General features: G+C 28.7%; 23 protein-coding genes and 1 tRNA gene. 22 read left to right on the plus strand and 2 right to left on the minus strand.

Translation table 11 applies throughout. The annotated features are described in order from the left end of the window. The first annotated feature begins 1 nt into the window (after nucleotide 1). The 17 genes from WAO56_RS04585 (at nucleotide 2) to WAO56_RS04665 (ending at nucleotide 20,300) form a co-directional block, all read left to right on the plus strand. Nucleotides 2-1,774 carry an aminopeptidase P family protein gene (locus WAO56_RS04585; RefSeq protein WP_422145087.1) on the plus strand — a complete coding sequence of 591 codons (1,773 nt, stop codon included), beginning with the start codon at nucleotides 2-4 and terminating at the stop codon, nucleotides 1,772-1,774. Between the two features lie 36 nt (nucleotides 1,775-1,810). Then, the gene (uvrC, locus tag WAO56_RS04590; protein ID WP_422145088.1) at nucleotides 1,811-3,658 is read left to right on the plus strand and encodes an excinuclease ABC subunit UvrC; all 1,848 of its coding nucleotides are present in this window, start codon (nucleotides 1,811-1,813) and stop codon (nucleotides 3,656-3,658) included. Next, on the plus strand, nucleotides 3,655-4,584 hold the full coding sequence (gene hprK / locus WAO56_RS04595) for an HPr(Ser) kinase/phosphatase (RefSeq protein WP_422145089.1): 930 nt from the start codon (nucleotides 3,655-3,657) through the stop codon (nucleotides 4,582-4,584). Before uvrC ends, hprK begins: the two co-directional genes overlap by 4 nt. An 80-nt stretch (nucleotides 4,585-4,664) precedes the next feature. After that, nucleotides 4,665-8,216: a pyruvate:ferredoxin (flavodoxin) oxidoreductase gene (gene nifJ / locus WAO56_RS04600; RefSeq protein ID WP_422145090.1), complete on the plus strand. Its 3,552-nt coding sequence runs from the start codon at nucleotides 4,665-4,667 to the stop codon at nucleotides 8,214-8,216. Between the two features lie 139 nt (nucleotides 8,217-8,355). Continuing rightward, complete coding sequence (locus WAO56_RS04605; RefSeq protein WP_422145091.1) at nucleotides 8,356-9,162, plus strand: MerR family transcriptional regulator; 807 nt, start codon at nucleotides 8,356-8,358, stop codon at nucleotides 9,160-9,162. Between the two features lie 27 nt (nucleotides 9,163-9,189). Then, nucleotides 9,190-9,729, plus strand: coding sequence for a ClbS/DfsB family four-helix bundle protein (locus WAO56_RS04610; RefSeq protein WP_422145092.1), 540 nt, complete (start codon nucleotides 9,190-9,192; stop codon nucleotides 9,727-9,729). Nucleotides 9,730-9,849: 120 nt separating this feature from the next. After that, nucleotides 9,850-10,266, plus strand: coding sequence for a GNAT family N-acetyltransferase (locus WAO56_RS04615; protein ID WP_422145093.1), 417 nt, complete (start codon nucleotides 9,850-9,852; stop codon nucleotides 10,264-10,266). 142 nt (nucleotides 10,267-10,408) lie between these two features. Next, nucleotides 10,409-10,771, plus strand: coding sequence for a YccF domain-containing protein (locus WAO56_RS04620; protein WP_422145094.1), 363 nt, complete (start codon nucleotides 10,409-10,411; stop codon nucleotides 10,769-10,771). Nucleotides 10,772-10,788: 17 nt separating this feature from the next. Next, complete coding sequence (locus WAO56_RS04625) at nucleotides 10,789-11,475, plus strand: response regulator transcription factor (RefSeq protein WP_422145095.1); 687 nt, start codon at nucleotides 10,789-10,791, stop codon at nucleotides 11,473-11,475. Beyond that, a complete protein-coding gene (locus WAO56_RS04630; RefSeq protein ID WP_422145096.1) occupies nucleotides 11,465-12,379 on the plus strand; it encodes a sensor histidine kinase in 915 nt (304 codons plus the stop codon). Before WAO56_RS04625 ends, WAO56_RS04630 begins: the two co-directional genes overlap by 11 nt. Nucleotides 12,380-12,549: 170 nt before the next feature. Continuing rightward, nucleotides 12,550-13,221, plus strand: a complete 672-nt coding sequence (locus WAO56_RS04635) for an ABC transporter ATP-binding protein (protein ID WP_422145097.1) — start codon at nucleotides 12,550-12,552, stop codon at nucleotides 13,219-13,221. Continuing rightward, complete coding sequence (locus WAO56_RS04640; protein ID WP_422145098.1) at nucleotides 13,221-15,722, plus strand: ABC transporter permease; 2,502 nt, start codon at nucleotides 13,221-13,223, stop codon at nucleotides 15,720-15,722. The genes WAO56_RS04635 and WAO56_RS04640 overlap by 1 nt, the downstream gene beginning before the upstream one ends. A 112-nt stretch (nucleotides 15,723-15,834) precedes the next feature. Further along, complete coding sequence (locus tag WAO56_RS04645; RefSeq protein ID WP_422145099.1) at nucleotides 15,835-16,605, plus strand: hypothetical protein; 771 nt, start codon at nucleotides 15,835-15,837, stop codon at nucleotides 16,603-16,605. A 131-nt stretch (nucleotides 16,606-16,736) separates the two neighbouring features. Next, complete coding sequence (locus tag WAO56_RS04650) at nucleotides 16,737-17,990, plus strand: cell wall-binding repeat-containing protein (RefSeq protein WP_422145100.1); 1,254 nt, start codon at nucleotides 16,737-16,739, stop codon at nucleotides 17,988-17,990. Between the two features lie 224 nt (nucleotides 17,991-18,214). Next, nucleotides 18,215-19,456 (plus strand): DNA polymerase IV, encoded by a 1,242-nt coding sequence (gene dinB / locus WAO56_RS04655; protein ID WP_422145101.1) that lies wholly within the window; start codon nucleotides 18,215-18,217, stop codon nucleotides 19,454-19,456. Between the two features lie 189 nt (nucleotides 19,457-19,645). Then, nucleotides 19,646-19,903 carry a hypothetical protein gene (locus tag WAO56_RS04660; RefSeq protein ID WP_422145143.1) on the plus strand — a complete coding sequence of 86 codons (258 nt, stop codon included), beginning with the start codon at nucleotides 19,646-19,648 and terminating at the stop codon, nucleotides 19,901-19,903. A gap of 115 nt (nucleotides 19,904-20,018) precedes the next feature. Beyond that, on the plus strand, nucleotides 20,019-20,300 hold the full coding sequence (locus tag WAO56_RS04665; protein ID WP_422145102.1) for a DUF4491 family protein: 282 nt from the start codon (nucleotides 20,019-20,021) through the stop codon (nucleotides 20,298-20,300). A 94-nt stretch (nucleotides 20,301-20,394) separates the two neighbouring features. On the opposite strand, the gene WAO56_RS04670 is transcribed toward WAO56_RS04665, so the two are convergent. Then, nucleotides 20,395-21,054 (minus strand): Pr6Pr family membrane protein, encoded by a 660-nt coding sequence (locus WAO56_RS04670; RefSeq protein ID WP_422145103.1) that lies wholly within the window; start codon nucleotides 21,052-21,054, stop codon nucleotides 20,395-20,397. A gap of 255 nt (nucleotides 21,055-21,309) precedes the next feature. After that, nucleotides 21,310-21,396 (minus strand) — tRNA-Leu (locus WAO56_RS04675). Between the two features lie 159 nt (nucleotides 21,397-21,555). Between WAO56_RS04675 and WAO56_RS04680 the strand changes: the two genes are divergently transcribed. From WAO56_RS04680 to upp, 5 genes are all read left to right on the plus strand, one after another. Then, a complete protein-coding gene (locus tag WAO56_RS04680) occupies nucleotides 21,556-22,017 on the plus strand; it encodes a YbaK/EbsC family protein (RefSeq protein WP_422145104.1) in 462 nt (153 codons plus the stop codon). Between the two features lie 87 nt (nucleotides 22,018-22,104). Then, nucleotides 22,105-23,022, plus strand: a complete 918-nt coding sequence (locus WAO56_RS04685) for a cation diffusion facilitator family transporter (RefSeq protein ID WP_422145105.1) — start codon at nucleotides 22,105-22,107, stop codon at nucleotides 23,020-23,022. Then, the gene (locus WAO56_RS04690; protein WP_422145106.1) at nucleotides 22,994-24,031 is read left to right on the plus strand and encodes an L-threonylcarbamoyladenylate synthase; all 1,038 of its coding nucleotides are present in this window, start codon (nucleotides 22,994-22,996) and stop codon (nucleotides 24,029-24,031) included. Before WAO56_RS04685 ends, WAO56_RS04690 begins: the two co-directional genes overlap by 29 nt. Next, nucleotides 24,032-24,466, plus strand: a complete 435-nt coding sequence (locus WAO56_RS04695; protein WP_422145107.1) for a low molecular weight protein arginine phosphatase — start codon at nucleotides 24,032-24,034, stop codon at nucleotides 24,464-24,466. A gap of 55 nt (nucleotides 24,467-24,521) precedes the next feature. Then, nucleotides 24,522-25,151, plus strand: a complete 630-nt coding sequence (upp, locus tag WAO56_RS04700) for a uracil phosphoribosyltransferase (RefSeq protein WP_422145108.1) — start codon at nucleotides 24,522-24,524, stop codon at nucleotides 25,149-25,151. Nucleotides 25,152-25,270: the final 119 nt, after the last annotated feature.

Raw genomic sequence — 25,270 nt, forward strand, 5'->3', positions numbered from 1 at the left:
TATGGTTAAAGATAGAATAAAAAACTTAAGAGATTTAATGATTAAATATAATATAGATGCTTATATTGTGCCTACATCAGATCCTCATCAATCTGAGTATATTGCAAAGTATTATAAAACTAGAGAATATATATCCGGTTTTACTGGTTCAGCAGGTACTTTTGCCATAACAAAGAACAAGGCAGGACTTTGGACAGATGGCAGATATTTTATTCAGGCAGCAAAGGAACTAGAAGGTTCAGGAATAGATTTATATAAAATGGGATTAGAAGGAACTCCTACAATTATAGAATTCGTAAACAATGAAGTAGAAGAAAATGGTGTAGTTGCTTTTGATGGAGAAACCTATAGCTATGCAGATTACTTAAATTTGAAAAATAGTTTAGTTAATAAAAAAATAGAGTCTAACAGGGATTTAATTGATGAAATATGGGAAAATAGACCTAATAAACCTTCGGACAAAGTCTTTTTACATGATGTTAATTATGCCGGAGCTACAACTGAAGAAAAAATATCTGAAGTTAGAGATTTTATGGAAAAAAACAAGGTAGATTATTATCTACTTTCCAGTTTAGATGATATAAGTTATTTATTAAATATAAGAGGATTAGATGTAGATTATAATCCAGTTGTTCTATCCTATGTTTTAATTAATAAAGATAAAGCTAGATTATTTGTAGATTTGAAAAAATTAGATGAAAAAATAATTTCTAATTTAAAATTAAATGGTGTTGAAGTAGAGGAATATGAAGCTATTTTTGAACAACTTCAAGACTTAGACCCTACAAAAACCATCTACTTTAATCCGAATAGAGTTAATGTAAGATTATTTAATTCTATACCAGAAAATATTAATAAAAAAACAGGAATTGATTTTACAACTAGTATGAAGGCTGTTAAAAATACTACAGAAATAAAAAATCAAAGAAATGCATATATAAAGGATGGTGTTGCCCTTGTAAAATTCTTAAATTGGGTAGAAGAAAATGTTTCTAGTAATAAAGAAATTACAGAAATGGATTGTTCAAGAAGACTGTTGGAATTTAGGAAGGAACAGGAGTTATTTATTGAACCTAGCTTTGAAACAATATCAGCTTATGGTGAAAATGCAGCTCTTCCACATTACTCTCCAAGTGACGAAAGTCCTGTATATTTAAGAAGTAAGGGACTATACTTGGTAGATAGTGGGGGTCAATATCTTGATGGTACTACAGATATTACAAGAACCATTGCTTTAGGTGATTTAACAGAAGATGAAAAATTACACTATACTTTAACATTAAGGTCCCACATTCTTTTAATGTTAACAATATTTAAAAAGGGAACAAAGAGTTCGGCTTTAGATATTATTGCAAGACAACCTTTATGGGAAAAGGGTATAGACTTTAATCATGGTACAGGTCATGGAGTAGGATACTTTTTAGCTTGTCATGAAGGTCCACAAAACATTTCACCTAGACATAATAATATAGATATGATTCCTGGAATGATAACTTCAAATGAGCCTGGAGTTTATATTGAAGGTAGTCATGGTATTAGAATAGAAAATATAATGCTATGTATTGACAAATTTCAAACAAAATTTGGAGATTTTTATGGTTTTGAATCTCTATCTCTTTGTCCTATTGATACTAAACCAGTAATTAAAGAATTACTAAGAGAAGAAGAAGTACAATGGCTAAATGAATATCATAATAGATGTTATAAGGAATTATCAAAATATCTAGATGGAAAAGATTTAGAATATTTAAAAGAAAAAACAAAAGCTATATAAAAATCTAGAATGTTATTGTAGGTAGTAAGGAGTTTAATGTTTGATATAAGAGAAGAATTAAAACGGTTACCAGATAAACCTGGTGTCTACATGATGTTTAACGAAGATAATGAAATTATTTATGTTGGTAAGGCTAAAAACTTAAAAAAACGAGTAAGACAATATTTTACAAGTACTAGCAACCAAACTGAAAAAGTAGTTGAAATGGTTAAGCATATAAAAAGATTTGAATATATTATTGTAGATAATGAAGTAGAATCATTAATTCTTGAATCTAATTTTATTAAAGATAAGAAACCAAAATACAATATTTTATTAAAAAATGGAGAGAAATATCCATTTATTAAAATAAATAAAGAAAAATTTCCAAGAATAGTTAAAGATAGGGTAATTAAAAAGGATGGAGCTAAGTACTTTGGTCCTTTTCCCAATGCATATGCTGTTACAGAGATTATAGAAATCTTACAGGATATGTTTAAAGTTCGAAGATGCAGTTTAAACTTTGACAAAAATCAATATTTAAAAAGACCTTGTTTGTACTACTATATAAAAAAATGTAGTGCACCTTGTATTAAGAATATTTCTGAAGAGGAATATTTAAAAAACATAGGGGAAGTTGAATTGTTTTTAAAAGGTAAGGAAAGTAAAATAATAGATGAAACAAGGGAAAAAATGTTGCAGGCTAGTAAAGAGTTGAACTTTGAACTAGCAGCAAGATATAGGGATAATTTACAAAATATAGAAGCAATTATAGAAAAACAAAAGGTTAGAAATGCTAAGGGAACAAATATGGATATAATTGCATTAGCAAGAAATGGTCCGGATATATGCGTTCAGGTATTTTTAATGAGAAATGGAAAAATAATTGACAGAGAACATTTTTCAATAGAAGATGAATTCTATGAAAATAATAGTGAAATTATGAGTTCCTTTTTAAAGCAATTTTATTTAGACATGGCCTTTATTCCGAAAGAAATTTTAGTAGATATTCTTCCTGAGGATTTAGAAACTCTAGAAGAATACCTAAGTAATGAAAAGGGAAGCAAGGTAAAAATTTACAAGCCCCAACGAGGAGAAAAAGTAAAACTTGTTGAAATGGTAGAAACAAATGCTAAGGAAATGTTGGAAAAACATATAACTAGCAAACAAAGAAGAGAAAGAAATAAGGATGCTGCAAATAGGGAACTAAAAGAATTAATAGGTATAGATGATACAAGCAGAATAGAGTGTTATGATATTTCCAATATTTCAGGAGTACAATCAGTAGGTTCTATGATTGTTTTTGAAAATGGGGAAAAGGCACCTAAGGAATATAGAAAATTTAAAATTAAGACAGTAGAAGGCGCAGATGATTATGCAAGTCATAAGGAAGTATTAACAAGGAGATTTTCTAGATTTGTAGTTGAAAATAAAAAGGGAAATAATATTTCCGGATTTGGAAAAAGACCGTCATTAGTTATTATGGACGGAGGGAAAGGTCAAGTTAATATTGCAAAAGAAGTTCTTAAAGAATTTAATTTAGCAATACCTGTTATTGGCTTAGTAAAAGATGATTTTCACAAAACAAGAGGGATAATTTATGAAAATCAAGAATATCCATTAAAGGTATCTTCGGCTTTATACAGAATGCTTTTCCAAATTCAAGAGGAAGCACATAGATTTGCAATTAACTATCATAGAAAGTTAAGAGAGCAAGATTTGAAAAAATCGCTATTAGATGAAATTGAAGGAATAGGAAGTATACGAAAAAAGGCTTTAATAAAGCATTTTAAATCGATTGATAAAATAAAAAAAGCTTCAATTGAAGAGTTGATGGAAGTAGATAAGATTAATAAATCAACTGCGGAGAATATTTATAATTTTTTTAAAGAGGAGAAAAGTTGAAAGGTATAAAACTTAGTGATTTATGTAAAGAACTTGATTTAGAAATTATTAAAAAAAGTTCGGATTTTGATGAAGTTTTTATAACAAATGCACAAGTAAATAGACCTGGTATTCAGCTAGCTGGTTTTTACGAACAATTTCCATTTAAAAGATTGCAAATAATAGGTAAAACTGAAAATGTTTATTTAAAATCTATGGATAAGCAAATGCGATATGAAAGAATTAGAGGTATTTTATCGTATAAAATTCCATGTTTAATATTTTCTCATAATCAGGAAATTAATGAAGAAATAATAGACTTAGCTGATTATTATGACAGGACATTACTTAGATCTGCAAGATCTACTACAAGATTGATTTCTAAAATAGATGATAAACTAGAATACGTTTTAAGTGAAGAAATTAGTATACATGCAGGTTTAATGGAGATTTATGGTGTAGGAGTTTTAATTATAGGAAAAAGCTCTGTAGGAAAATCTGAAACTGCATTGGATTTAATTATAAGAGGTCACAGATTAGTAGCAGATGATGTTGTAGAAGTTAGAAAACTAGAAAGAGGTTTAATGGGACAAGCTCCTAAAAACATAAGGCATTTTCTTGAAATAAGAGGAATTGGAATATTGGATATTCAACGTTTATATGGAGTTGGAAGCGTTAAATCTCAAACTGAAATAGATATGGTTATAGCTTTAGAACAATGGGATAATGATAAAGAGTATGATCGTTTAGGAATAGATGATGAATACACAGAAATTCTAGGAGTAAAAGTTAACCAAATAACCGTACCTGTTAAACCAGGTAGAAATGTTGCTATGATTGTAGAGGTTGCTGTAAGAAACTTTAGACAAAGATCCTTCGGCTATAATGCAGCATTGGAATTAAATAAAAGACTTATTGCAGATATGGAAAATGAGTCAAAAAGTTGACAATAATTTTAAAAAGAGTATATAATTACTCGGGATATAAATTATTAAAATATATAGATACTTTATAGGGGGTATAATTAATGGCAAAACATATGATGACTATGGATGGAAACATGGCTGCAGCCCATGTTGCGTATGCATTCACAGATGTAGCATCAATTTATCCAATAACTCCGTCTTCAACAATGGCGGAATATGTAGATGAATGGTCTGCGAATGGAAGAAAGAACATATTTGGTCAAAGAGTACTAGTTTCAGAATTACAATCTGAAGCAGGAGCAGCAGGAGCAATGCACGGTGCTTTAGCAGCAGGTTCATTAGCTACTACTTTTACAGCTTCTCAAGGATTATTATTAATGATTCCAAATATGTACAAAATAGCAGGGGAATTATTACCTGGTGTATTCCACGTATCAGCTAGAGCTTTAGCTTCTCATGCATTAAGTATATTTGGAGACCACCAAGACGTAATGGCAGCAAGACAAACAGGATTTGCTTTATTAGCTTCAGGTTCTGTTCAAGAAGTTATGGACTTAGGTTCAGTAGCACATTTAGCAGCAATTAAAGGTAAAGTGCCATTCTTACATTTCTTTGATGGTTTTAGAACTTCTCATGAAATACAAAAGATTGAAGTTATGGATTATGATGAGTTATCAAAATTAGTTGACTATGATGCAATTAATGAGTTTAGAAATAATTCATTAAACCCTGAAAGACCAAAGACAATGGGAACAGCACAAAATCCAGACATATATTTCCAATCTGTTGAAGCTTCAAACAATTACTATGATGATATAGTTGGTGTAGCTGAAGATTATATTAATGAAATAAATAAAATTACAGGTAGAAACTATGGCTTATTTAACTATTATGGAGCAGAAGATGCAGAAGATATAATAGTAGCTATGGGCTCTGTAACTGAAACAATAGAAGAAACTATTGATTACTTAGCAGCTCAAGGAAGAAAAGTTGGTGTTGTAAAAGTTCATTTATACAGACCATTTTCAAAAGAGCATATGTTAAATGTAATACCAAAGACTGTAAAAAGAATTGCAGTATTAGATAGAACTAAAGAAAAAGGCTCCCTTGGAGAACCTTTATACTTAGATGTTAAATCTGCATTTTATGATGAAGAAAATCAACCAATAATCTTAAGTGGTATTTATGGATTAGGTTCAAAAGACACAACTCCAGCACAAATAGTTGCAGTTTATGACAACTTAATAAGCGAAGAACCAAAGAAAAGATTTACAATTGGTATAAAAGATGATGTATCAAATAGATCATTAGAAGTTAAAGAAGGTATTCATACTTCTCCTGAAGGAACTATTAACTGTAAATTCTGGGGATTCGGTTCAGATGGTACAGTAGGGGCTAATAAATCAGCTATAAAAATTATAGGTGATGGTACAGATATGTACGCTCAAGGTTATTTTGAATATGATTCTAAAAAATCTGGTGGAGTTACAATTTCTCACTTAAGATTTGGTAACCAACCAATAAAATCAACTTACTATATAGACAGTGCAGATTTTATTTCATGTTCAAAACAATCATATGTTAACCAATATAAATTATTAAGAGGTCTTAAAAAAGGTGGTACTTTCTTACTTAACTGTATTTGGTCACCTGAAGAATTAGAAACTCACTTACCTAACTCAATGAAAAGATATATTGCTGAAAATGACATTAATTTCTATATAGTTAATGCATCTCAAATTGCAGCAGATATAGGATTAGGTGGAAGAATTAACATGGTTATGCAATCAGCATTCTTCAAACTTTCTGAAGTATTACCATTAGATGAAGCTGTTGCAAGATTAAAAGAAGCAATAGTAAAAGCTTATGGTAGAAAAGGTGAAGATGTTGTAAACATGAACTACAGGGCTGTAGACGAAGGAGTTAATTCAGTATTAAAAATTGATGTTCCTGCAGCTTGGGCTAACTTAGATGCAGATGATACTAAAGATGAAAATCTTCCAGAATTCATAAGAGAAGTAGTAATTCCTATGAATGCTCAAGAAGGAAATGACTTACCAGTATCAAAATTTGCAGATAGAGCTAACGGAGAATTCCCAATGGGAACTTCAGCTTATGAAAAAAGAGCAATAGCTTTAGAAGTGCCAGAATGGCAAATAGATAATTGTATTCAATGTAACCAATGTGCTTATGTTTGTCCTCATGCAGTAATTAGACCTTTCTTAGTAACAGAAGAAGAAAAAGCTAATGCACCAGAAGGTTTTGAAACTAAAAAAGCAATTGGTAAGGGATTAGAAGACTATACATTTAGAATTCAAGTTAGTACATTAGACTGTACAGGTTGTGGTAACTGTGCTGACGTATGTCCATCAAAAGAAAAAGCTTTAATAATGAAACCTTTTGAAGAGCAATATCAAGCACAAAAAGATAACTGGGATTATGCACATGAAAAAGTTGGATATAAGGAAGATTTAGTTGCAGATACAACTGTAAAAGGTAGTCAATTTAAACAACCATTATTAGAATTCTCAGGAGCTTGTGCTGGTTGTGGAGAAACTCCTTATGCTAAATTAATTACTCAATTATTTGGTGACAGAATGATGATTGCCAATGCTACAGGTTGTTCATCTATTTGGGGTGGTTCAGCTCCAGCAACAACATACTGTCAAAATTCAGCAACAGGAAAAGGACCATCATGGGCTAATTCATTATTTGAAGACAATGCTGAATATGGTTTTGGAATGCATTTAGGTGTTGAAAAAACTAGAGAAAAAATCAAATTCTTAATGGAAGAATTCTTAGAATTAAATATAGATTCACCACTAAACGATCCATTTAAAGCTTGGATAGAAGGAATGGACGATGTAACAGCTTCTAAGGCTGCAACTGGCGATATTTTACCTAACTTAGTTGCTAATACAGGAAATAACGATGCAGATAGAATAATTAAGGAAATAGAATCAAGAAAAGATTACTTAATTAAAAAATCTGTTTGGATATTTGGTGGAGACGGATGGGCTTATGATATAGGTTACGGTGGATTAGACCATGTAATTGCTTCTGGACAAGACGTAAATATTTTAGTAATGGATACAGAAGTATATTCAAATACAGGTGGTCAATCATCTAAATCTACTCCTACAGCAGCTGTAGCAAAATTTGCAACAGCAGGTAAGAGAATAAGAAAGAAAGACTTAGGATTAATGGCTACAACTTATGGTTATGTTTATGTAGCACAAATAGCTATGGGTGCAAATCAAGCACAAACAATAAAAGCTATAAGAGAAGCTGAAAGTTATCCAGGTCCATCATTAATAATAGCTTATGCTCCATGTATTAACCATGGTATTAAGTCTGGTATGGGTAAATCTCAAAAACAAGAAAAGAAAGCTGTTGAAGCTGGTTACTGGCATCTATACAGATTCGATCCTAGACTTAAAGAAGAAGGAAAGAATCCGTTCCAATTAGATTCAAAAGAACCAAAAGCTTCCTTCCAAGAATTTATTAACTCAGAAGTTAGATATACTTCATTAAAGAGATCTTTCCCTGAAGAAGCAGAAATTCTATTTGCTGAAGCAGAAAGAGATGCTAACGAAAGATATGCTAACTATAAGAGAATGGCAAGCTACGATTATAGTAAAACAGAAGAATAAAATTTAAGGGCCATGCAAGTGCATGGTTCTTTTTTTGTTTATCTTTAAAAGAAATAAAATCCTAAAATTTAAATTAATATTTATTGACTCTCCTATAATGGGAGAGGTTATAATAAAAGTAATAGGAAAGAGGTGGGTTATGTTTAAAATTGGTGAATTTTCAAAACTTTCAAATATTACAATTAAAATGTTAAGGCACTATGATGAAATAGGGCTCTTAAAAGCTGACAAGGTAGACGAAAATACAAATTATAGGTATTATTCAGCAAAGCAATTAGAAAAAGCAGCTAAAATAACAATATATAAGGATTTAGGGTTTTCATTAAAAAAGATTAAAAGCCTAATTGACAGTGAGCATAAAGAAGAGGAATTATTAACCTATTATAAATTAAGAATAGAGGAAATAAAAGAGGAACAGGAAAAACTAGAAAAACAAATACATAAACTTAAAATAGTATCTGATATAAATAAAAATCTAAATATGATTAAATATAATGTAGTAGAAAAAATAATTCCACAACGTAAGGTAATTTCTCTAAGAAAGAAAATACCAACTTATTATGATGAAGGAATACTTTGGAATGAAATATATGAAATTATTACTAAAAATAATATAAAACCTATTTACGATGGCTATACCATGGCTATTTATCATGATGATGAATACAAAGAAGAAGATATAGATGTAGAAATTCAAGTTACAGTAGAAGATAAAGATGATTCTAATGGTATAGAATTAACAAGGACAAAAGAACAAAAAGTAGTATCAGTAACTTTTTCAGGTTCATATGAACAAATGCCAAAAGTTGCAGAGGCGGTTGCTTATTATATAGAACAAAATAATTTAAGTTTAACCGGTAAAATGGCAAATATTTTTCATGTTTCTCCGGCACAAACACAAAATGAAGAAGAATATGTTACAGAGGCCTGCTATTTTATTAAATAGTGAAACTTTTAGAAAGAAGGAAAATTCATGGCAAGACCTACAAGCAAAAAAGATTTAATCGAATCTTCAAAAAAACAATATGGAAATTTATGGGATATAATAAATACAATGACAGAAGAAGAAAAACTTGGAGCTTTAGACTATGGAGATTTTATAGGAAAAGAAGCTCACTGGGAGAGAGATAAAAATCTTAGAGATGTTTTAATTCATCTATATGAATGGCATCAACTATTTTTAAACTGGGTAAATAGTAATTTACAGGGTAGGGAAAAATCCTTTCTACCACTTCCTTATAATTGGAGAAATTATGGCCAAATGAATATAAAATTGTGGGAAAAACATCAAAATACCAGCTTAGAGAATTCAGAAGAAATCTTAAAGAAAAGCCATAATGATGTTATGAAATTAATAGATGAATTTTCAAATGAAGAATTATTTATGAAAAACGTATATTCATGGACAGGTGGTTCTACATTAGGAAGTTATGCAGTATCAGTAACTTTAAGTCACTATACTTGGGCAATAAAAAAATTGAAAAAATCTTTAAAAGTAATAAGAAATAAATAAAACTTTTTGCTAAAAAGAGAATTATTAGGTATAAAGAAGAATATAGTATAATTAAGACAGAATAACCGGTGATTTATAAGTTGTTCTGTTTGTTTTTACATAATGGACTTTGGAGGGAATATGTATAAATTTTTCAGTAAATTAAATAAGGATATAATCAAAATTAGAGAAGAGGTTTTTATAAAGGAGCAAGAGTTTAATGATGAGTTTGATGAAATAGATGAAAATTCCTTACATATATTATACTATTATAATGAAAATCCGGTTGCTACTGCTAGGCTTTATGAAGATTTAGAAAATCAAAATGAATATTTTATAGGACGAGTAGCAGTTTTAAAAGAGTATAGGAAATATGGAGTAGGAAAAGAAATCATAAAAATATTAGAAGAAAAGGTAATGAAACTGGGAGGAAATAAAATAAAACTATCGGCACAAAAAGAAGTGGAAAATTTCTATAAGAAATGTGGTTTTAAGGAAATTGGAGATATTTATTATGATGAGTGGTGCCCTCATATAAAAATGGTGAAAACTTTATAGAATTTGCTATTAATACCTATAAAAGTAATAAATATTAAAATGTAGATTAATTGTAATATTTGTAGTAACAAAATCATAAAATAAACCCTTATAATATAATTAGGAATATAAAATTTATAACTAATTATTAGGAAGGGATAATATGGGATGTTTAGGAAATTTATTATGGTTTATTTTTGGTGGTTTTTGGCAAGGACTTAGTTGGACTTTAGCCGGAATCCTTTGGAGTATAACCATAATTGGAATACCAATAGGAAGACAGTGTTTTAAAATAGCTGGTTTGGCTTTTTTTCCCTTTGGTAAAGATGTAGAATATGGCTCAGGTACGGTAATGTCAACAATTGCAAATATATTATGGATAATAATTAGTGGAATTCCACTAGCTATTGCTGCAATAGGAAATGGAATATTATTGTGTATTACAATAATAGGAATTCCCTTTGGATTACAGTGTTTTAAATTTGCAAAATTAGCCTTAATGCCTTTTGGAACAAGAGTATATTAAAGAATATGGAAGAATAGATGAAAAAAATATTAATTGTAGAAGATGATATAGATTTAGCTGAGGGAATAGAAATTGCATTGGGTAAAGATGAATTACAGTTCTTTCTTTGTACAAATATAAAAGAAGCTAGAAATATAATGGAGAAGATAGAATTTGATTTATTAATTCTTGATGTAAATTTGCCTGATGGAAGTGGTTTTGATTTTTGTAAAGAAATAAGAAAGACAAATGGTGTATCTATACTTTTATTAACAGCAAGGGATTTAGAACTTGATGTAGTAAGGGGATTAGAATCAGGAGCAGATGATTATATAGTAAAGCCGTTTAGTGTTATGGTACTTAGAGCAAGAATAAGGGCCTTACTTCGAAGATATTCTCAAGATGAAGAAAAAGAATATAGTAAGGGAATATTTAATTTCAAATTTTCTATTATGGAATTTTATAAGGAAGGTAAACTTGTTGACTTAAGTAAAACCGAACAAAAAATTTTATATTTGTTGGTTTTTAATGAAAATGTAATTCTTACAAGAGAGCGTCTTTTAGAATGGGTTTGGCCAGATGGGACGGAATATGTTGACGATAATGCATTGTCAGTTGGAATTAGAAGATTAAGGGATAAATTGGAATATACGCCATCAAAACCTAAATTCATTAAGACAATATATGGAAAAGGATATGTTTGGGAGAATAATTATGCAGAATAACTTTGTAATTATTATTTTATTAATTATATCTTTTTCTTCAATTTGCTATGGAATTATAGAGAACAAAAAGAGTAAGAAAATATTAAAAACTACTTTACAGACTATTGACTACGCCATAAATGGTCAAGAACAAGATTTAGAATTTGATGAGTCAATGAATTCTGCTATTGCTGAAAGATTAAATAAAATGGTTTATATTTACACAAACAATAAAGAAGCCTCAAAAGTTGAAAAAAATAAAATAAAAACATTAATTTCCGATATTTCTCATCAAGTAAGAAATCCCTTAACCGGTATTATGATGTATTCGGATTTATTAAAAGAAACGAAATTAAATGAAAAACAGGTTAAAATGGCAAATCAGATTTATAAACAATCTGAAAAAATGGAATTTTTTATAAAAGAACTTGTAAAAACATCATATTTAGAAACGGATTTAATATCTGTTGAAATAGAAAAATGTCCTATTGATGAACTTGTATATCAATCCTGTCAAGGAATAGAAATTAAAGCTTTAAAAAAGAAAATAATTATTCATTATAAAGATACAAGAGAAGAAGCGTTTTTTGATATGAAGTGGACTAAGGAAGCTTTAATAAATATATTAGAAAATGCAATTAAATATTCTCCGGAAAAAAGTAATATTTATATTGATGTAATCCCATATGAAAGTTTTTTATCTATAAATATAAGAGATGAAGGAATAGGTATCTTAGAAGAGGAGCAAGGAGCAATTTTTCAAAGATTTTATAGATCTTCTCAAGTTTCACAAAAAGAAGGATTTGGGATTGGCTTATATTTATCTAGAGAAATTATAAGAAAACAAAAAGGATATATAAAGGTATTTTCAGAAAAAGATAAGGGAAGTATTTTCTCTATATTTTTATTAAGAGACAATAAATAAAATATAGTGCCAAAGTGAATTAAAAAAAATAAAAATTTAGATATTTTAGGGAATGAGTTTTAATTTTGTAGACTCGTTCTTTTTTATTGAATATGTCAAAGTTGTCATATTTTGGAAAGAATGTGGAAAGATTTCTCTGATATATTGTTATTAACAAAGGAGATGAAAATATGGAAATTTTAAGAACAGAAAACTTGAAAAAATATTATAAACTAGGTGAATCTACTGTAAAAGCATTAGATGGAGTAAATCTTTCCGTTAATAAAGGAGAATTTTTAGCAATAGTAGGTAGTTCGGGAAGTGGTAAGTCTACCTTATTACATATGTTGGGAGGTTTAGATACACCAACATCCGGGAAGGTGATGGTAGAAGGACAGGATATTTCAAAAATGAAAAGAGATGAACTGACCATATTTAGGCGTAGAAAAATTGGATTTGTATTTCAAAATTACAATCTGTTGCCAATTATGAATGTCTATGAAAATATTGTAGCTCCAATTAAACTTGATGGAATAAAACCTAATAAGAATTATATTAATAATATTATTGACTTAATAGGTTTAGGAAATAAGAAAACTGCAATGCCTAATCAGCTTTCAGGCGGTCAACAACAAAGAGTTGCACTGGCAAGGGCCTTAGCTTCAAAACCATCTATAATACTTGCAGATGAACCTACAGGTAATTTAGATAGTAAAACAAGTTTGGATGTCTTGGGACTTATTAAAATATCCAGTGAGGAATTTCATCAAACTATAGTTATGATTACTCACAACGAAGAAATTGCTCAAATGGCCGATAGAATTGTTCGAATAGAAGATGGTAGAATTCTAGGAGGACAATAATGTACAAAGTAGATAGCAGAAAATTTATTAGTGATATTGCAAAAAAGTCCTATAGAGGTAATAAAAAGAGAAATATTTTAACTATAATAGCAATTATTCTTACAACTTTTTTAATAACCTCTATAATTGGAATAGGAATAACCTATTGGGAGAGTATTTCTCAAAGACAGGTTAGAATGGCGGGAATAGATTACAATATTGCCCTTTCAGAACCAAGAGAAGACCAAGTGGAAATCATTAAGAAAATGGATAAGGTAAAATATGCCGGTTTAGTTGTAAAATGCGGAATAATAGATAAGATTGACAATGAAAAAGTTTCAGGAATACAATTGTATTGGGCGGATGATATTTCTTGGGAAAAACAGCATATACCGGCATTTGAATTTGTAAAAGGAAATTACCCGAAAAACAAGGATGAAATTATTCTATCTACAGCAAATTTAAATAAATTGGGAATAGGAAATCCGAAAATTGGAATGGATATAAATGCAAATTATTATCCCTTATCATCTAAAGTCGATAAAAAGGAGTCAACTGATTTTAACTTTAAATTATCAGGTTATTATAAGGATTACACCGGTAAATCAAAAGCCTATATTTCTAAGGAATTCTATGACTCTACAGGAGCAAGGCAAACGGATTTTACCCAGGGAAGTTTAAAAATATCTTTGAAAAATAATCTTTATAGAGAATCAGAAATTATAGATATTGTAAATAAATTGGATATGAAAGAAAATCAGTTTTTAGAATCAGATGAGAATTTAATCCTAGATTTTATTAAGACAGTTGTTATATTACTTGGTCTATTAATAATGATATTCCTTTCAGGTTATTTGTTTATCTACAATACCTTGTATATATCAATTTCTCGAGATATACGGTTTTATGGACAACTTAAAACCATTGGAACAACATCGAAACAGATTAAGAAAATAATATATATGCAGGCGATATTCAATTGTCTTATAGGAATTACTATAGGACTAGTAGCGAGTTTTATAGTTTCAAATTTATTAATATCCAAAGCTATTAAATTAATAAATCAAGACTTAAGTACTACAGTTATTGGAAATATAAATCCCTTAGTATATATTATAGCTACCTTATTTTCAATAATTGTTGTTTTAATTGGCACAAGAAAACCGGCGAAAATAGCCGGGGAAATTTCTCCGGTAGAAGCTATGAAATTCATACTAAGCTCCAAAGGAAAAGAAAATTCAAAGAAAATAAAATCTTTAAATTTACGAAGTATCTTTCGAAATAAAAAACAATCGGTAATTATTATAGCGTCATTTGTTTTGTCCATAATAATATTTATTAATATAAATGTTATTGTAAGAGGAAATGATGGGAAAAGAGTTTTAAATGCCATAGTTTCCGACGATATAGATATTAGTAATGAAAGAATAGAGGAAGGGGAGAATTTAATTACTGAAGATAAAATTTCACAAGTAGAACATATTAAGGGTGTAAAGGAAGTAAGAGCAATAAAATCCACAGAGGTTAAACTTCCTTACCAAGAAAAGCTACTTGGAGAATTTTATAAGGAATTATATAGTTCCAGATATTCTCCGGGAAACTATGAAGAGGACATTAAGGCCTATAAAAATGGAGAGGAAGTTATTTCAAATATTAAGGGTAAATTTAATACTAGATTAGTTGGAATAGATGAAAATGCATTTAATAAAATAAATGAAAAGAAGGATAAGAAAATAGATAAGGAAGCTTTTGAAAAAGGGAAATTAGCTTTTTTAGAAAATGAACATCTATTTGTAGAAATAAAAGATGTTAAAGATAAAGAAATTAGGTTTTCACTAATAGAAAATGAAATAAAAAAAGAAGAGATAGTTAAAGTAGCAGATACAGATGGAAATCCGTCTTCCTTTGCCGGAGGTTACAATCCTGTCATAATAATCAGCGAAAATTATTATGATAAAATAGTTGAAAATCCAGTTGTAGAGTTGTTATATGTAGACTATGAAGAGCCCTATTCTAAAGAAGTGGAGGAAGAAGTTAAATCAGTATTTAAAGATGTTAAGGATATATCCTTTAATTCTAAATTGGATAGCTATAATGAAATGAAAGACCAGGAAAAGCAAGTTAAAATTCTCGGCTATAGCATGGGAATAATATTAGCATCTTTGGCAATACTAAACTATATAAATATGATGGCTGCAAATATAGAAAATAGGCTGAAGGAATTTGCTATTTTGGAAAGTATAGGTATGACTAGAAAACAAATAATAAAAATGCTGAGTAGAGAAGGTTTTGCCTATGGAATAATTTCACTTATGATTTCAGCAATAATAGGGATTCCTTTATCATATTTTGTTTTTAAAAGCACAAATGAGTATATGCTACTAAAATATTCTCTTCCAATCTTAATGAATGTAATATTATTTACTATAATAATAATAGTAAGTGTAGTAGTACCACCAATTATATATAAATTTTCTCAAAAGGAAAGCCTAATAGACCAATTAAATGATTTAGATATATAAACCTTTATATTTAAAAAAAGAGGAACTAAAAAAGTTCTTCTTTTTTTGTCACAAAATCATAGTTTTTCTTGTTTTTATTATAAAGGGTATAAATATAATAAGGAGAAAGGCTATGAAAAAAAGATTTATTTTACTAATAACTTTATTGATTATTTCTATGATATTGGTTTCTTGTATAAATAATAAGGCTAAAAAAATATTTAAAGATTATAATTTAGAAACTGAAAAAATAGTATTGTCGGATTGGTTTTTGGAAGACGGAAAAAGAATAGAGCTAACTGATGCCAAAGAGATTGAAAATATAACAAAAGCCCTTAAAAAAATTGAATACACAAAATTAACAGGAGAGAATATCTATAAATTAGCCATGCCTTATGAAATGAAGTTTAATGATGAAATATCCATTTATTTTGAACCAAGTACCGGACTTAGAATTATTTCAATAAAAGGTGAAGAAGGAATTCAATATGAAGCAGAAGATAAGGATGTAGAAGAAATTAACAGTCTTTTGAAAGACTATATTAAAGAAATAGAAAAATATAATGAATATAGAACTGACTTAAAGGAGTATGATTTCACTACAGATAAAATAGAATTATTTGTTTTGTATGATGAAAACATTATATCTGAAATTAGGAATAAGGAAGATATTAATGAAATAATAGATAATTTTAAATTATTTAAATATCGAAAATTAGATGATGCTCCTCTTGAAATCGCTATGGAGTATAAAATAAAATTTAATGAAAATCTTTCTATATACTGTAGTGGAAATTTAGATGTTATTAAAATAAATGATGAAAAATCCCAGTATCTACTAAACAATATTTTTGAAACAGAAGTAAATAGACTTAAGGGAATTTTAGACAAATATATTAAATAATATTCCTAGAATATATATTCACTATAAAGGAGGAGATTTTAAATTTATCATTATGAAAGTATTATATTTAAATCATTAGGAATGTTTGATTTGATAGTCTAATCTTCTATAATTCAAGGAGGGAAAGAAAAATGAAAAAGAGATTGTTTAAAATAATTATATCTGTAGTGTTTGTTCTAGGAATGGTATTCCCTAAAATATCATTAGCTAATGAAAGGGATTTAAATATTTCAAGAATTTCTGGAGCTGATAGGTACGAAACAGCTGTGGAGGTTAGTAGAAAAACCTTTCCAAAAGGAAGTAAATATGTAATAGTTGCCAGTGGAGAAGATTTTCCGGACGCATTAGTTGGTGGAACCTTAGCTACGCAAATAGAAGCTCCTATTCTACTAATTTCTAAAAATTCACTACCAAATTTAGTGAGAAATGAGATAAAGAGACTTGAGGTAGAAACAATTTACTTACTTGGTGGTACAGGTACTATTGGTGAAAAAGTAGAAAATGATATTGGAAAATTAGCTGTAACTATAAAAAGATTGGCTGGTAAGGATAGATTAGAAACAGCAGTTGCCATTTCCAAAGAAAGAGACAAACTAATAGGAAATACTTCACCAGGCGGTTCTGGTAGTGTGGCGTCAATAAATGCTTATAATTTTGCAGATTCCTTATCTTCCGCACCTTTTATTGGGCAAATGATACATAAAAATCTATACTATAATAACATAACATCACTAATGCCATATGGTGGCTGGGAAGGTTCCTATATGGTAATTGGAGGCTTAGAATCTGTTCCGAATATTAGTGAATATCATAGATTAGCAGGTTCTAATAGGTATGGTACAGCTGTAGAAGTGGCGAAAGCATATAAAACCTATTTAAATCAAGATATAGACACTATTGTTCTAGTTGATGGAACAGATTACCCAGATGGATTAGCTTCCGCATCAGTGGCAAGTATGAATAATGGAGCTATATTACTTACAAATCCAAAAAACTTGTCAAAAGAAACTAAAGAATATATTAATACCAATAAAAATATTAAAAATATAATAATTGTTGGTGGAGAAAATTCTGTTTCAAAAAATGTTGAAAAAGAATTAGAAGATATAGTAGAAAAAAATATATTTGCAACTTTGGACTTAACAACAGATAATATCTCTATAACTCATCGCTTAAGTGAATGTATTTTGGAAATAGGGGACAAAGAAGAAATAAAAGAAATTTCAGATATATTGAAAAGTTTAAACTATAGAAAACTTGAAGGGGATAACATTACTAAATCTATACTACCTGATAAAATTTCCATAAATGATAAATTAACAATTAATATTGATTTAGAAAGAGGCTTTAAAATAATAGGGTTAAATGGAGATTCAAAGGTGTAGTATGAACTACAAGAGGACTCTAATGATGAAAGATTTATGGAGATAATAAAAAAACATACATGTAAATAAGTTATAAAAAGAGCCATTCTGACCTGAACCCCTAAATCCGGACAAGGATTTGGGGGTTCAGGTCAGAATGGCTCTTTTTTATTGGAATATTATAGCAAATATTATATAATAAATATACGAACAAATGTTCGATAATTTTATTTAGGAATGATTCTATGAAGAAAAATAATAGGATAATATTACATAGCGACATGAATTCTTTTTATGCATCAGTAGAATTAATTGATTATCCAGAGTATAGGGGTATGGCCTTAGCTGTAGGAGGGGACGAGGAAAATAGACATGGTATTATTCTTGCTAAAACTTTAGAAGCTAAAAAAATGGGAGTTAAAACAGGCGAGGCTATTTGGGAGGCAAAAAAGAAATGTCCTAACTTAATAATTTTACCTCCACATTATGAAAAGTACTTATATTATTCAAGAAAAGCCCACAATATATATTATGATTATACAAATCAAGTAGAGCCTTATGGAATGGATGAATGCTGGCTAGATGTTACAGGTTCGACTAAACTCTTTGAATCGGGAGAAAAAATTGCAGAGGAAATAAGAAATAGAATAAAAAAAGAACTAAGTTTAACTGTAAGTATAGGAGTTAGTTTTAATAAGGTTTTTGCAAAACTAGGTAGTGATATGAAAAAGCCAGATGCAATAACTATTATTAATAAGGAAAATTTTAAAAATATTGTTTGGCCTTTAAAATGTGATGAATTAATAATGGTAGGAAAGTCCACTAAAAATAAATTAAATAAAATCGGAATAAAAACAATTGGAGACATAGCTAAAACAAAGCCTAATATATTAAAAAATATCTTAGGAATAAATGGGGTTAAAATATGGAAATGGGCTAATGGAATAGATGATTCTAAAGTAAGGGATTACCACTACAAGCCACCGGTAAAAACTATAGGACATGGAATAACAACTAAATCTGATTTAGTAAATAATGACGAAGTAAGGGATGTTTTTCAAGAACTAGCCCAAGACATTTCAAGAAAGTTAATAGAATATAAATTATTAGCAACAGGAGTTGCAATAAATATAAGAAGTAATTTATTAACTAGAAAAACATTTCAAAAGAAATTAGCCTATCCTACATTTTCATCTTTAGAATTAACAAATGCTGCAATGGAATTGTTTAAACAATATGATTGGAGTAGTAATTTGCGTACTATTACAATAAGGGCAATAGATTTAATAGATGATAATTATGCCTTTCAAGTATGTATGTTCGAAAATATAAAAGAACATGAAAGAAATATAAAATTAGAAAATACTATTTATTCAATAAGAAAAAAACATGGAACAAATTGTATTACCTACTGTAATCTTTTGCAAAATTCAAAAATGCCAACAGATAGTAGAGAAAAGGTTATTATGCCTTATACTTTTAATTAGTATTAATATACTATAATAATATATAGTGAAATTCAAAAATAGAAAGGAATAATTTATGGAAATATGGAAAAGACTTTATTATGAAGCAAAAAACAATATAAACCAAGGGAAGTTTCTCCTTTTGTATATGCCCATCATGTTGTTTGTGCTATTGAAGCAGGAAATGGAGAAATTTATAGGGGTTTTTGTATTGAAAGTACCTGTGGTGTAATGGACTTGTGTGCTGAAAGGGTTGCAGCTTTAAATATGTATATGAATAGTGGGCAAAGTAAAATAAATCGTTTAATAGTATTTCGAAATGAAAGACCTAAGGACTTGGGAGGAATGCCTTGTGGTGCCTGTAGAGAATTTTTAATGCAATTAAATATTGAAAATGAAAATATGGAAATTATGGTAGATTATGACTTAAAGAAAATTATTACCTTAAAAGAATTACTTCCAAATTAGTGGGGAAGAGAAAGATATGGTAATTAGTTAGGAAACTTTATAAGAATTATAAGTTTTAAATTATCATTTACTATACTGGGTAAAATTATAGTAACTATTTTTTTAGGAGGTCATAATGAAAGGTGTAGTAATAGGACTAGTTACTTTTTTAATTATAGGAATATTTCATCCAATAGTTATTAAAGGTGAATACTATTTTGGAGTAAAAATTTGGCCTATTTTTGCAATTTTAGGTCTTATATTTATAGCTCTTGGTTTTTATATTGAAGAAATCTTTTGGTCAGCAATTTTAAGCGTCTTGGGGTTTACTTGCTTATGGAGCATATTGGAATTATTTGAACAAAGGGAAAGAGTAAGAAAAGGGTGGTTTCCCAAAAATCCAAAAAAGAAGAAGTAAAACAAGAAAAGAGTATATGGGGACAATAAAAACCATATGAGAGTAATTTTCATATGGTTTCATTTTGTAATATTTGAACAATCATTGGAAATAGTTAGTTTATTAGTTTTTTATTTTCTTTTTTATATAGAAATTTATCTAGAAAATATATAGAATAGTTAACTAATAAAATACATAAAAGTAAGGCTAAAGCCCATTTTATAAGATGAATATAATCTAAAGTATTTACATCCATAAAAAAATAAATTGCAGAAAGATTACTACTTTTTATTAGGCTTCCAACTGTATAGTAAATAATATATAGTAGAAAATAAACTATTGGAATACTTAAACATATTAAAGGTTCTTTTCTGGAAATATGACCTTTATCGTCAAAAAGTAGCCAATCTATAAACATACCTAAAGGTACGACATAGTGTCCTACAATATTATGGTATAAAAAAACATTATAATTAGAATCTTGTGAAATGCTTTCAGGTAAAATAACAAAATGGTAAATAAGACCTGTAGTTAAAATTAACATAACACTTAAGGAGCGTAATTTTTGGAAATTTTCACTATATTTGTTTCTAGATTGAAAATTAAAATAAATAGTTGCTATTGTAAGAACAAGTACAAATATATTACTTAGAATTGTAAAGGAAAAAAGTACCAATATATTGAATTGTGAGCGTATTAAAAATCCTGAAATAATAATAAGGGAAAAAATTATCTTGTAGATTAAAGAAATTTTACTGACAGCTTTGGAATTCATAATATCACCCTTTAGTATTGTAAATATAATTTATATTATAAGTACTATTAAATATATTATACTTTCTATAGATGAAAAAGTAAAAATGATAAAAGTTATTAAATAAGGGGAAAACATTTTTATATAAATATGGAAAATAGTATTTAAGCATAAGAAAAGACACTATTTTTTAAAATCGTGTCTTTTATAATTTACTACAAATTTTTTTAAGAATTACAATTTTATTTATTATAATTCCAACATTTAGTTGTTTAATGGTGCCGGAGGCGGGGGTCGAACCCGCACGATGTTGCCACCACGGGATTTTGAGTCCCGCGCGTCTGCCAATTCCGCCACTCCGGCAAATCAATACTTTATTATAATAGCATATACCAATATTTTTTACAATAAAAAAGTATAGGTGTGATATAATATTTTATAAATAATGTTCAATTATATAAATAGTATATAGAAAATAATTAATTAGAAATTATAGATATGGTATAATATTTCGGAGGAATTATGAGTTTAAATAAGGCAAGGGAATATGTTAAAAAATTTAATTTAGATAGTAGAATATCGGTTCATGATGAATTGATTTCAACAGTTTCAATGGCAGCTGAACAAATAGGGTGTAGAGAAGGACAAATTGCTAAGTCATTAGCCTTTAAAGTTAATGATAATGCTATAATAGTAGTTATGGCAGGAGATAAAAAAATAGACAATAGAAAGTTTAAAGATGAATTTAAAACTAAGGCTAAAATGCTTAGTCCAGAAGAAACTTTAGAAAGAATAGGCCATGAAGTAGGAGGAGTCTGTCCTTTTGGAATTAAGGATAATGTTGAGGTGTATTTAGATAATTCATTAAAGGAATATGACATGGTTCATCCTGCATGTGGAAGTAAAAATAGTTCTATAGAATTAACAATTGAAGAATTAGAAACTTTATCTAACTATATTTCATGGGTAGATATTAGTAAATAATCTTAAATAAAAACCTAAAAAATTTAGGTTTTTTATTATGCAAAAGTAATGATAAAATTGCTTAAATATAATTTAGGAAGGTTAAATGTGAAAAATAAGGAAATTAGAAATAGATATATTAAAAAGTCAGGAATAATAGGCTTATTTTTAAATTTATTATTGTTTACAACAAAATTAATTATAGGTTTAGTAATAAATTCTGTAGCTGTTGTTTCGGACGCCTTTAATAATTTAGCCGATTCAATGAGTTCAATAGTAACTTTAATTGGTAGTTTTTTATCGGCAAAGCCTGCAGATAAGGAGCATCCTTATGGACATGGAAGATCGGAATACATTTCTTCTTTAGTAGTTTCCTTTTTTATTTTGTTCACAGGAATAAGTCTTTTAAAGGAATCGGTTTTAAAAATAGTTTATCCGGAAGAAATTAAAACTAATCTACTATCGATAATAATTTTGGTTTTTTCTATATGTGTTAAATTTTTCATGTACAGATATAATAAACATATTGGTAAGAAGATTGATTCAATAGCTCTTATTAGTGTGGCAAAAGATGCTCTAAACGATATTTTTTCAACTTCTGGAATTATTATTTCGATTTTAATATATAAATATGGGGATATTAATCTTGATGGCTTTATTGGAGTTATAGTTTCTATAATTATATTAAAATCCGGTTATGATATTGCATTGGATTCTATAAATGTAATTTTAGGAGAAGCCCCACCTGATGAATTAGAAGATAAAATAGAAAAAATATTATTAAGTGGGAAAAATGTTCAAGGAGTCCATAGTTTAGAATTACATGAATATGGAAAGGGTAATGTTTTTGGTTCAGTTCATTTAGATTTTCCATGTAATTTAATTTTTAAGGAAGTACATGATGTTGCTGATGAATTGGAAAATAAGATTTTAGACCAATGTGGTGTTAGAATTGTAATTCATATGGATCCAATAAATTGTTTAGAAAGTGATAGTAATGGAAACAGAAATACTAAAAGTCGATAATTTAAAAAGTAATTATAAATATATAGAAAAAGCAGCGGATTTAATTAGAAAAGATGAGTTAGTAGCAATACCAACAGAAACTGTGTATGGATTAGGGGCAAATGGACTTTCAAGTGAGGCTTGTAAAAAAATCTTTGAAGTAAAGGGAAGACCTCAAGATAATCCATTAATTCTTCATATTTCTGAAATTGGGGAATTAGATAATTTAATTTTGGAATTACCAGAGGATGTAAAAATCTTATTGGAAAACTTATGGCCAGGACCTTTAACAGTTATTTTCAATAAAAGTAAAATTGTTCCTTTAGTTGTTACAGCAGGAGGAAAAACCGTTGCTATAAGAATGCCAAGTCATATTGTTGCAAGAAAGATAATTAAAGCTTCAAAAGTACCTGTAGCTGCTCCATCAGCAAATATTTCAGGTAGGCCATCTCCTACTACTGCAAATGATGTTTATGAGGATTTAAAGGGTAAAATACCTTTAATAATAGATGGTGGACAATCGAGTATAGGAATAGAGTCTACTGTATTAGATGTTACTGAAAAACCATATACAATACTAAGACCAGGATTTTATGATAAAGATGATTTGGAAGAATATTTAGCAGAAGTGGTGTACGATAATTCATTACTTTCTAAAGATATTATCCCAAAGTCACCTGGCCAAAAGTATAAACACTATGCTCCAAAGGCTAGTATGGAGGTTATTATTGGGGATAATAAAGGTGTTAAAGATTATATAAACAACTATTCTAAAAATACAAATAGGAAAATAGCTTATCTTCTATTTGAAGAGAATAGTAGTGTTTTAAAAGAACATGATATTTTTCTTAGTTTAGGAAGTAAAGATAGATTAAATGAAATGGCACATAATTTATTTAGAAATTTAAGATTAGCTGATAAATTAAAAGTAGAGCATATTATTTGTGAAGGTATAGAAGAAAAAGGTATTGGAATAGGTATTATGAACAGGCTTAAAAAGTCCTCTTCATATAATATAAGGAGAGTATAATTGAATATATTATTTATTTGTACCGGAAATACATGTAGAAGTCCAATGGCTGAATACATCTTTAATGATATGTCAAAAAAAAGTGGCTTAACTCATATAGCAAAATCCTCCGGTATAGCAGCAAGTGGAGATTATGCTAGTAAAAATGCAATATTGTCAATGTCTGACATAGGAATAGATATAACAGGACATATTTCTTCACAGGTTTCCAAAGAAAAAATCGATTGGGCTGACATTGTTTTAGTTATGGGTAATAGTCATTTAGATATATTAAAACAATATTTTCCAAATGAGGAAAAAATATTTTTACTAAAAGAATTTGTAGATGATGAAAAGGGAGAAATAACAGATCCTTATGGATATGACAAATCTTTTTATGATATAACAAGAGATGAAATATATAGTTTAATAAAAAAATTATTAACAAAGCTTTAACATTATAAAGCATAAGTGATAATATATAGTTAGTGTTTAAAAAAGGAGGAATAGTATGAATAATGTTACGATTTTTGATCATCCTGTAATTACTCACAAATTAACATATTTAAGAGATAAAAATACAGGTTCAAAACAATTTAGGGATTTAGTTTCTGAAATAGCCATGTTAATGGCATATGAAGTTACAAGGGATTTTGAAACAAAGGAAATCGAAATAGAAACTCCCTTACAAAAAACAAAGGCAAAAGTTTTATCAGGAAAAAAGGTGGCAATAGTTCCAATATTAAGAGCTGGTTTAGGAATGGTAGATGGAATATTAAGTATTTTACCTGCAGCTAGAGTAGGTCATATTGGTTTATATCGTGATCCTGAAACTTTAGAACCGGTAGAATACTACTGCAAACTTCCAACAGATATAGCAGATAGAACAGTATTAGTGCTTGATCCAATGTTAGCAACAGGAGGTTCTTCAGCTGCCGCTATTCAATACTTAAAAAACAGAGGTGCTAAGTCTATAAAATTAGTTAATATTATAGCAGCTCCTGAAGGAATTGAAGTAGTTCATAATGCACATCCGGACGTACCTATTTATGTAGCAGGTTTAGATGAAAGATTAAATGACCATGGATATATTTTACCAGGACTAGGAGATGCTGGTGATAGATTATTTGGAACAAAATAATATGAAATATATTTGTAATTGGTATGAAAAATTAAAATTGATAATTAGTTTTTAATGTGTTAATATTTATTTATGGTAATGATTTATAATGGGGGGGGGATGTTTATTTTAACATACTT

It is taken from the genome of Miniphocaeibacter sp., from assembly GCF_049276255.1.
In the GTDB taxonomy this organism is placed as follows: domain Bacteria; phylum Bacillota; class Clostridia; order Tissierellales; family Peptoniphilaceae; genus Miniphocaeibacter.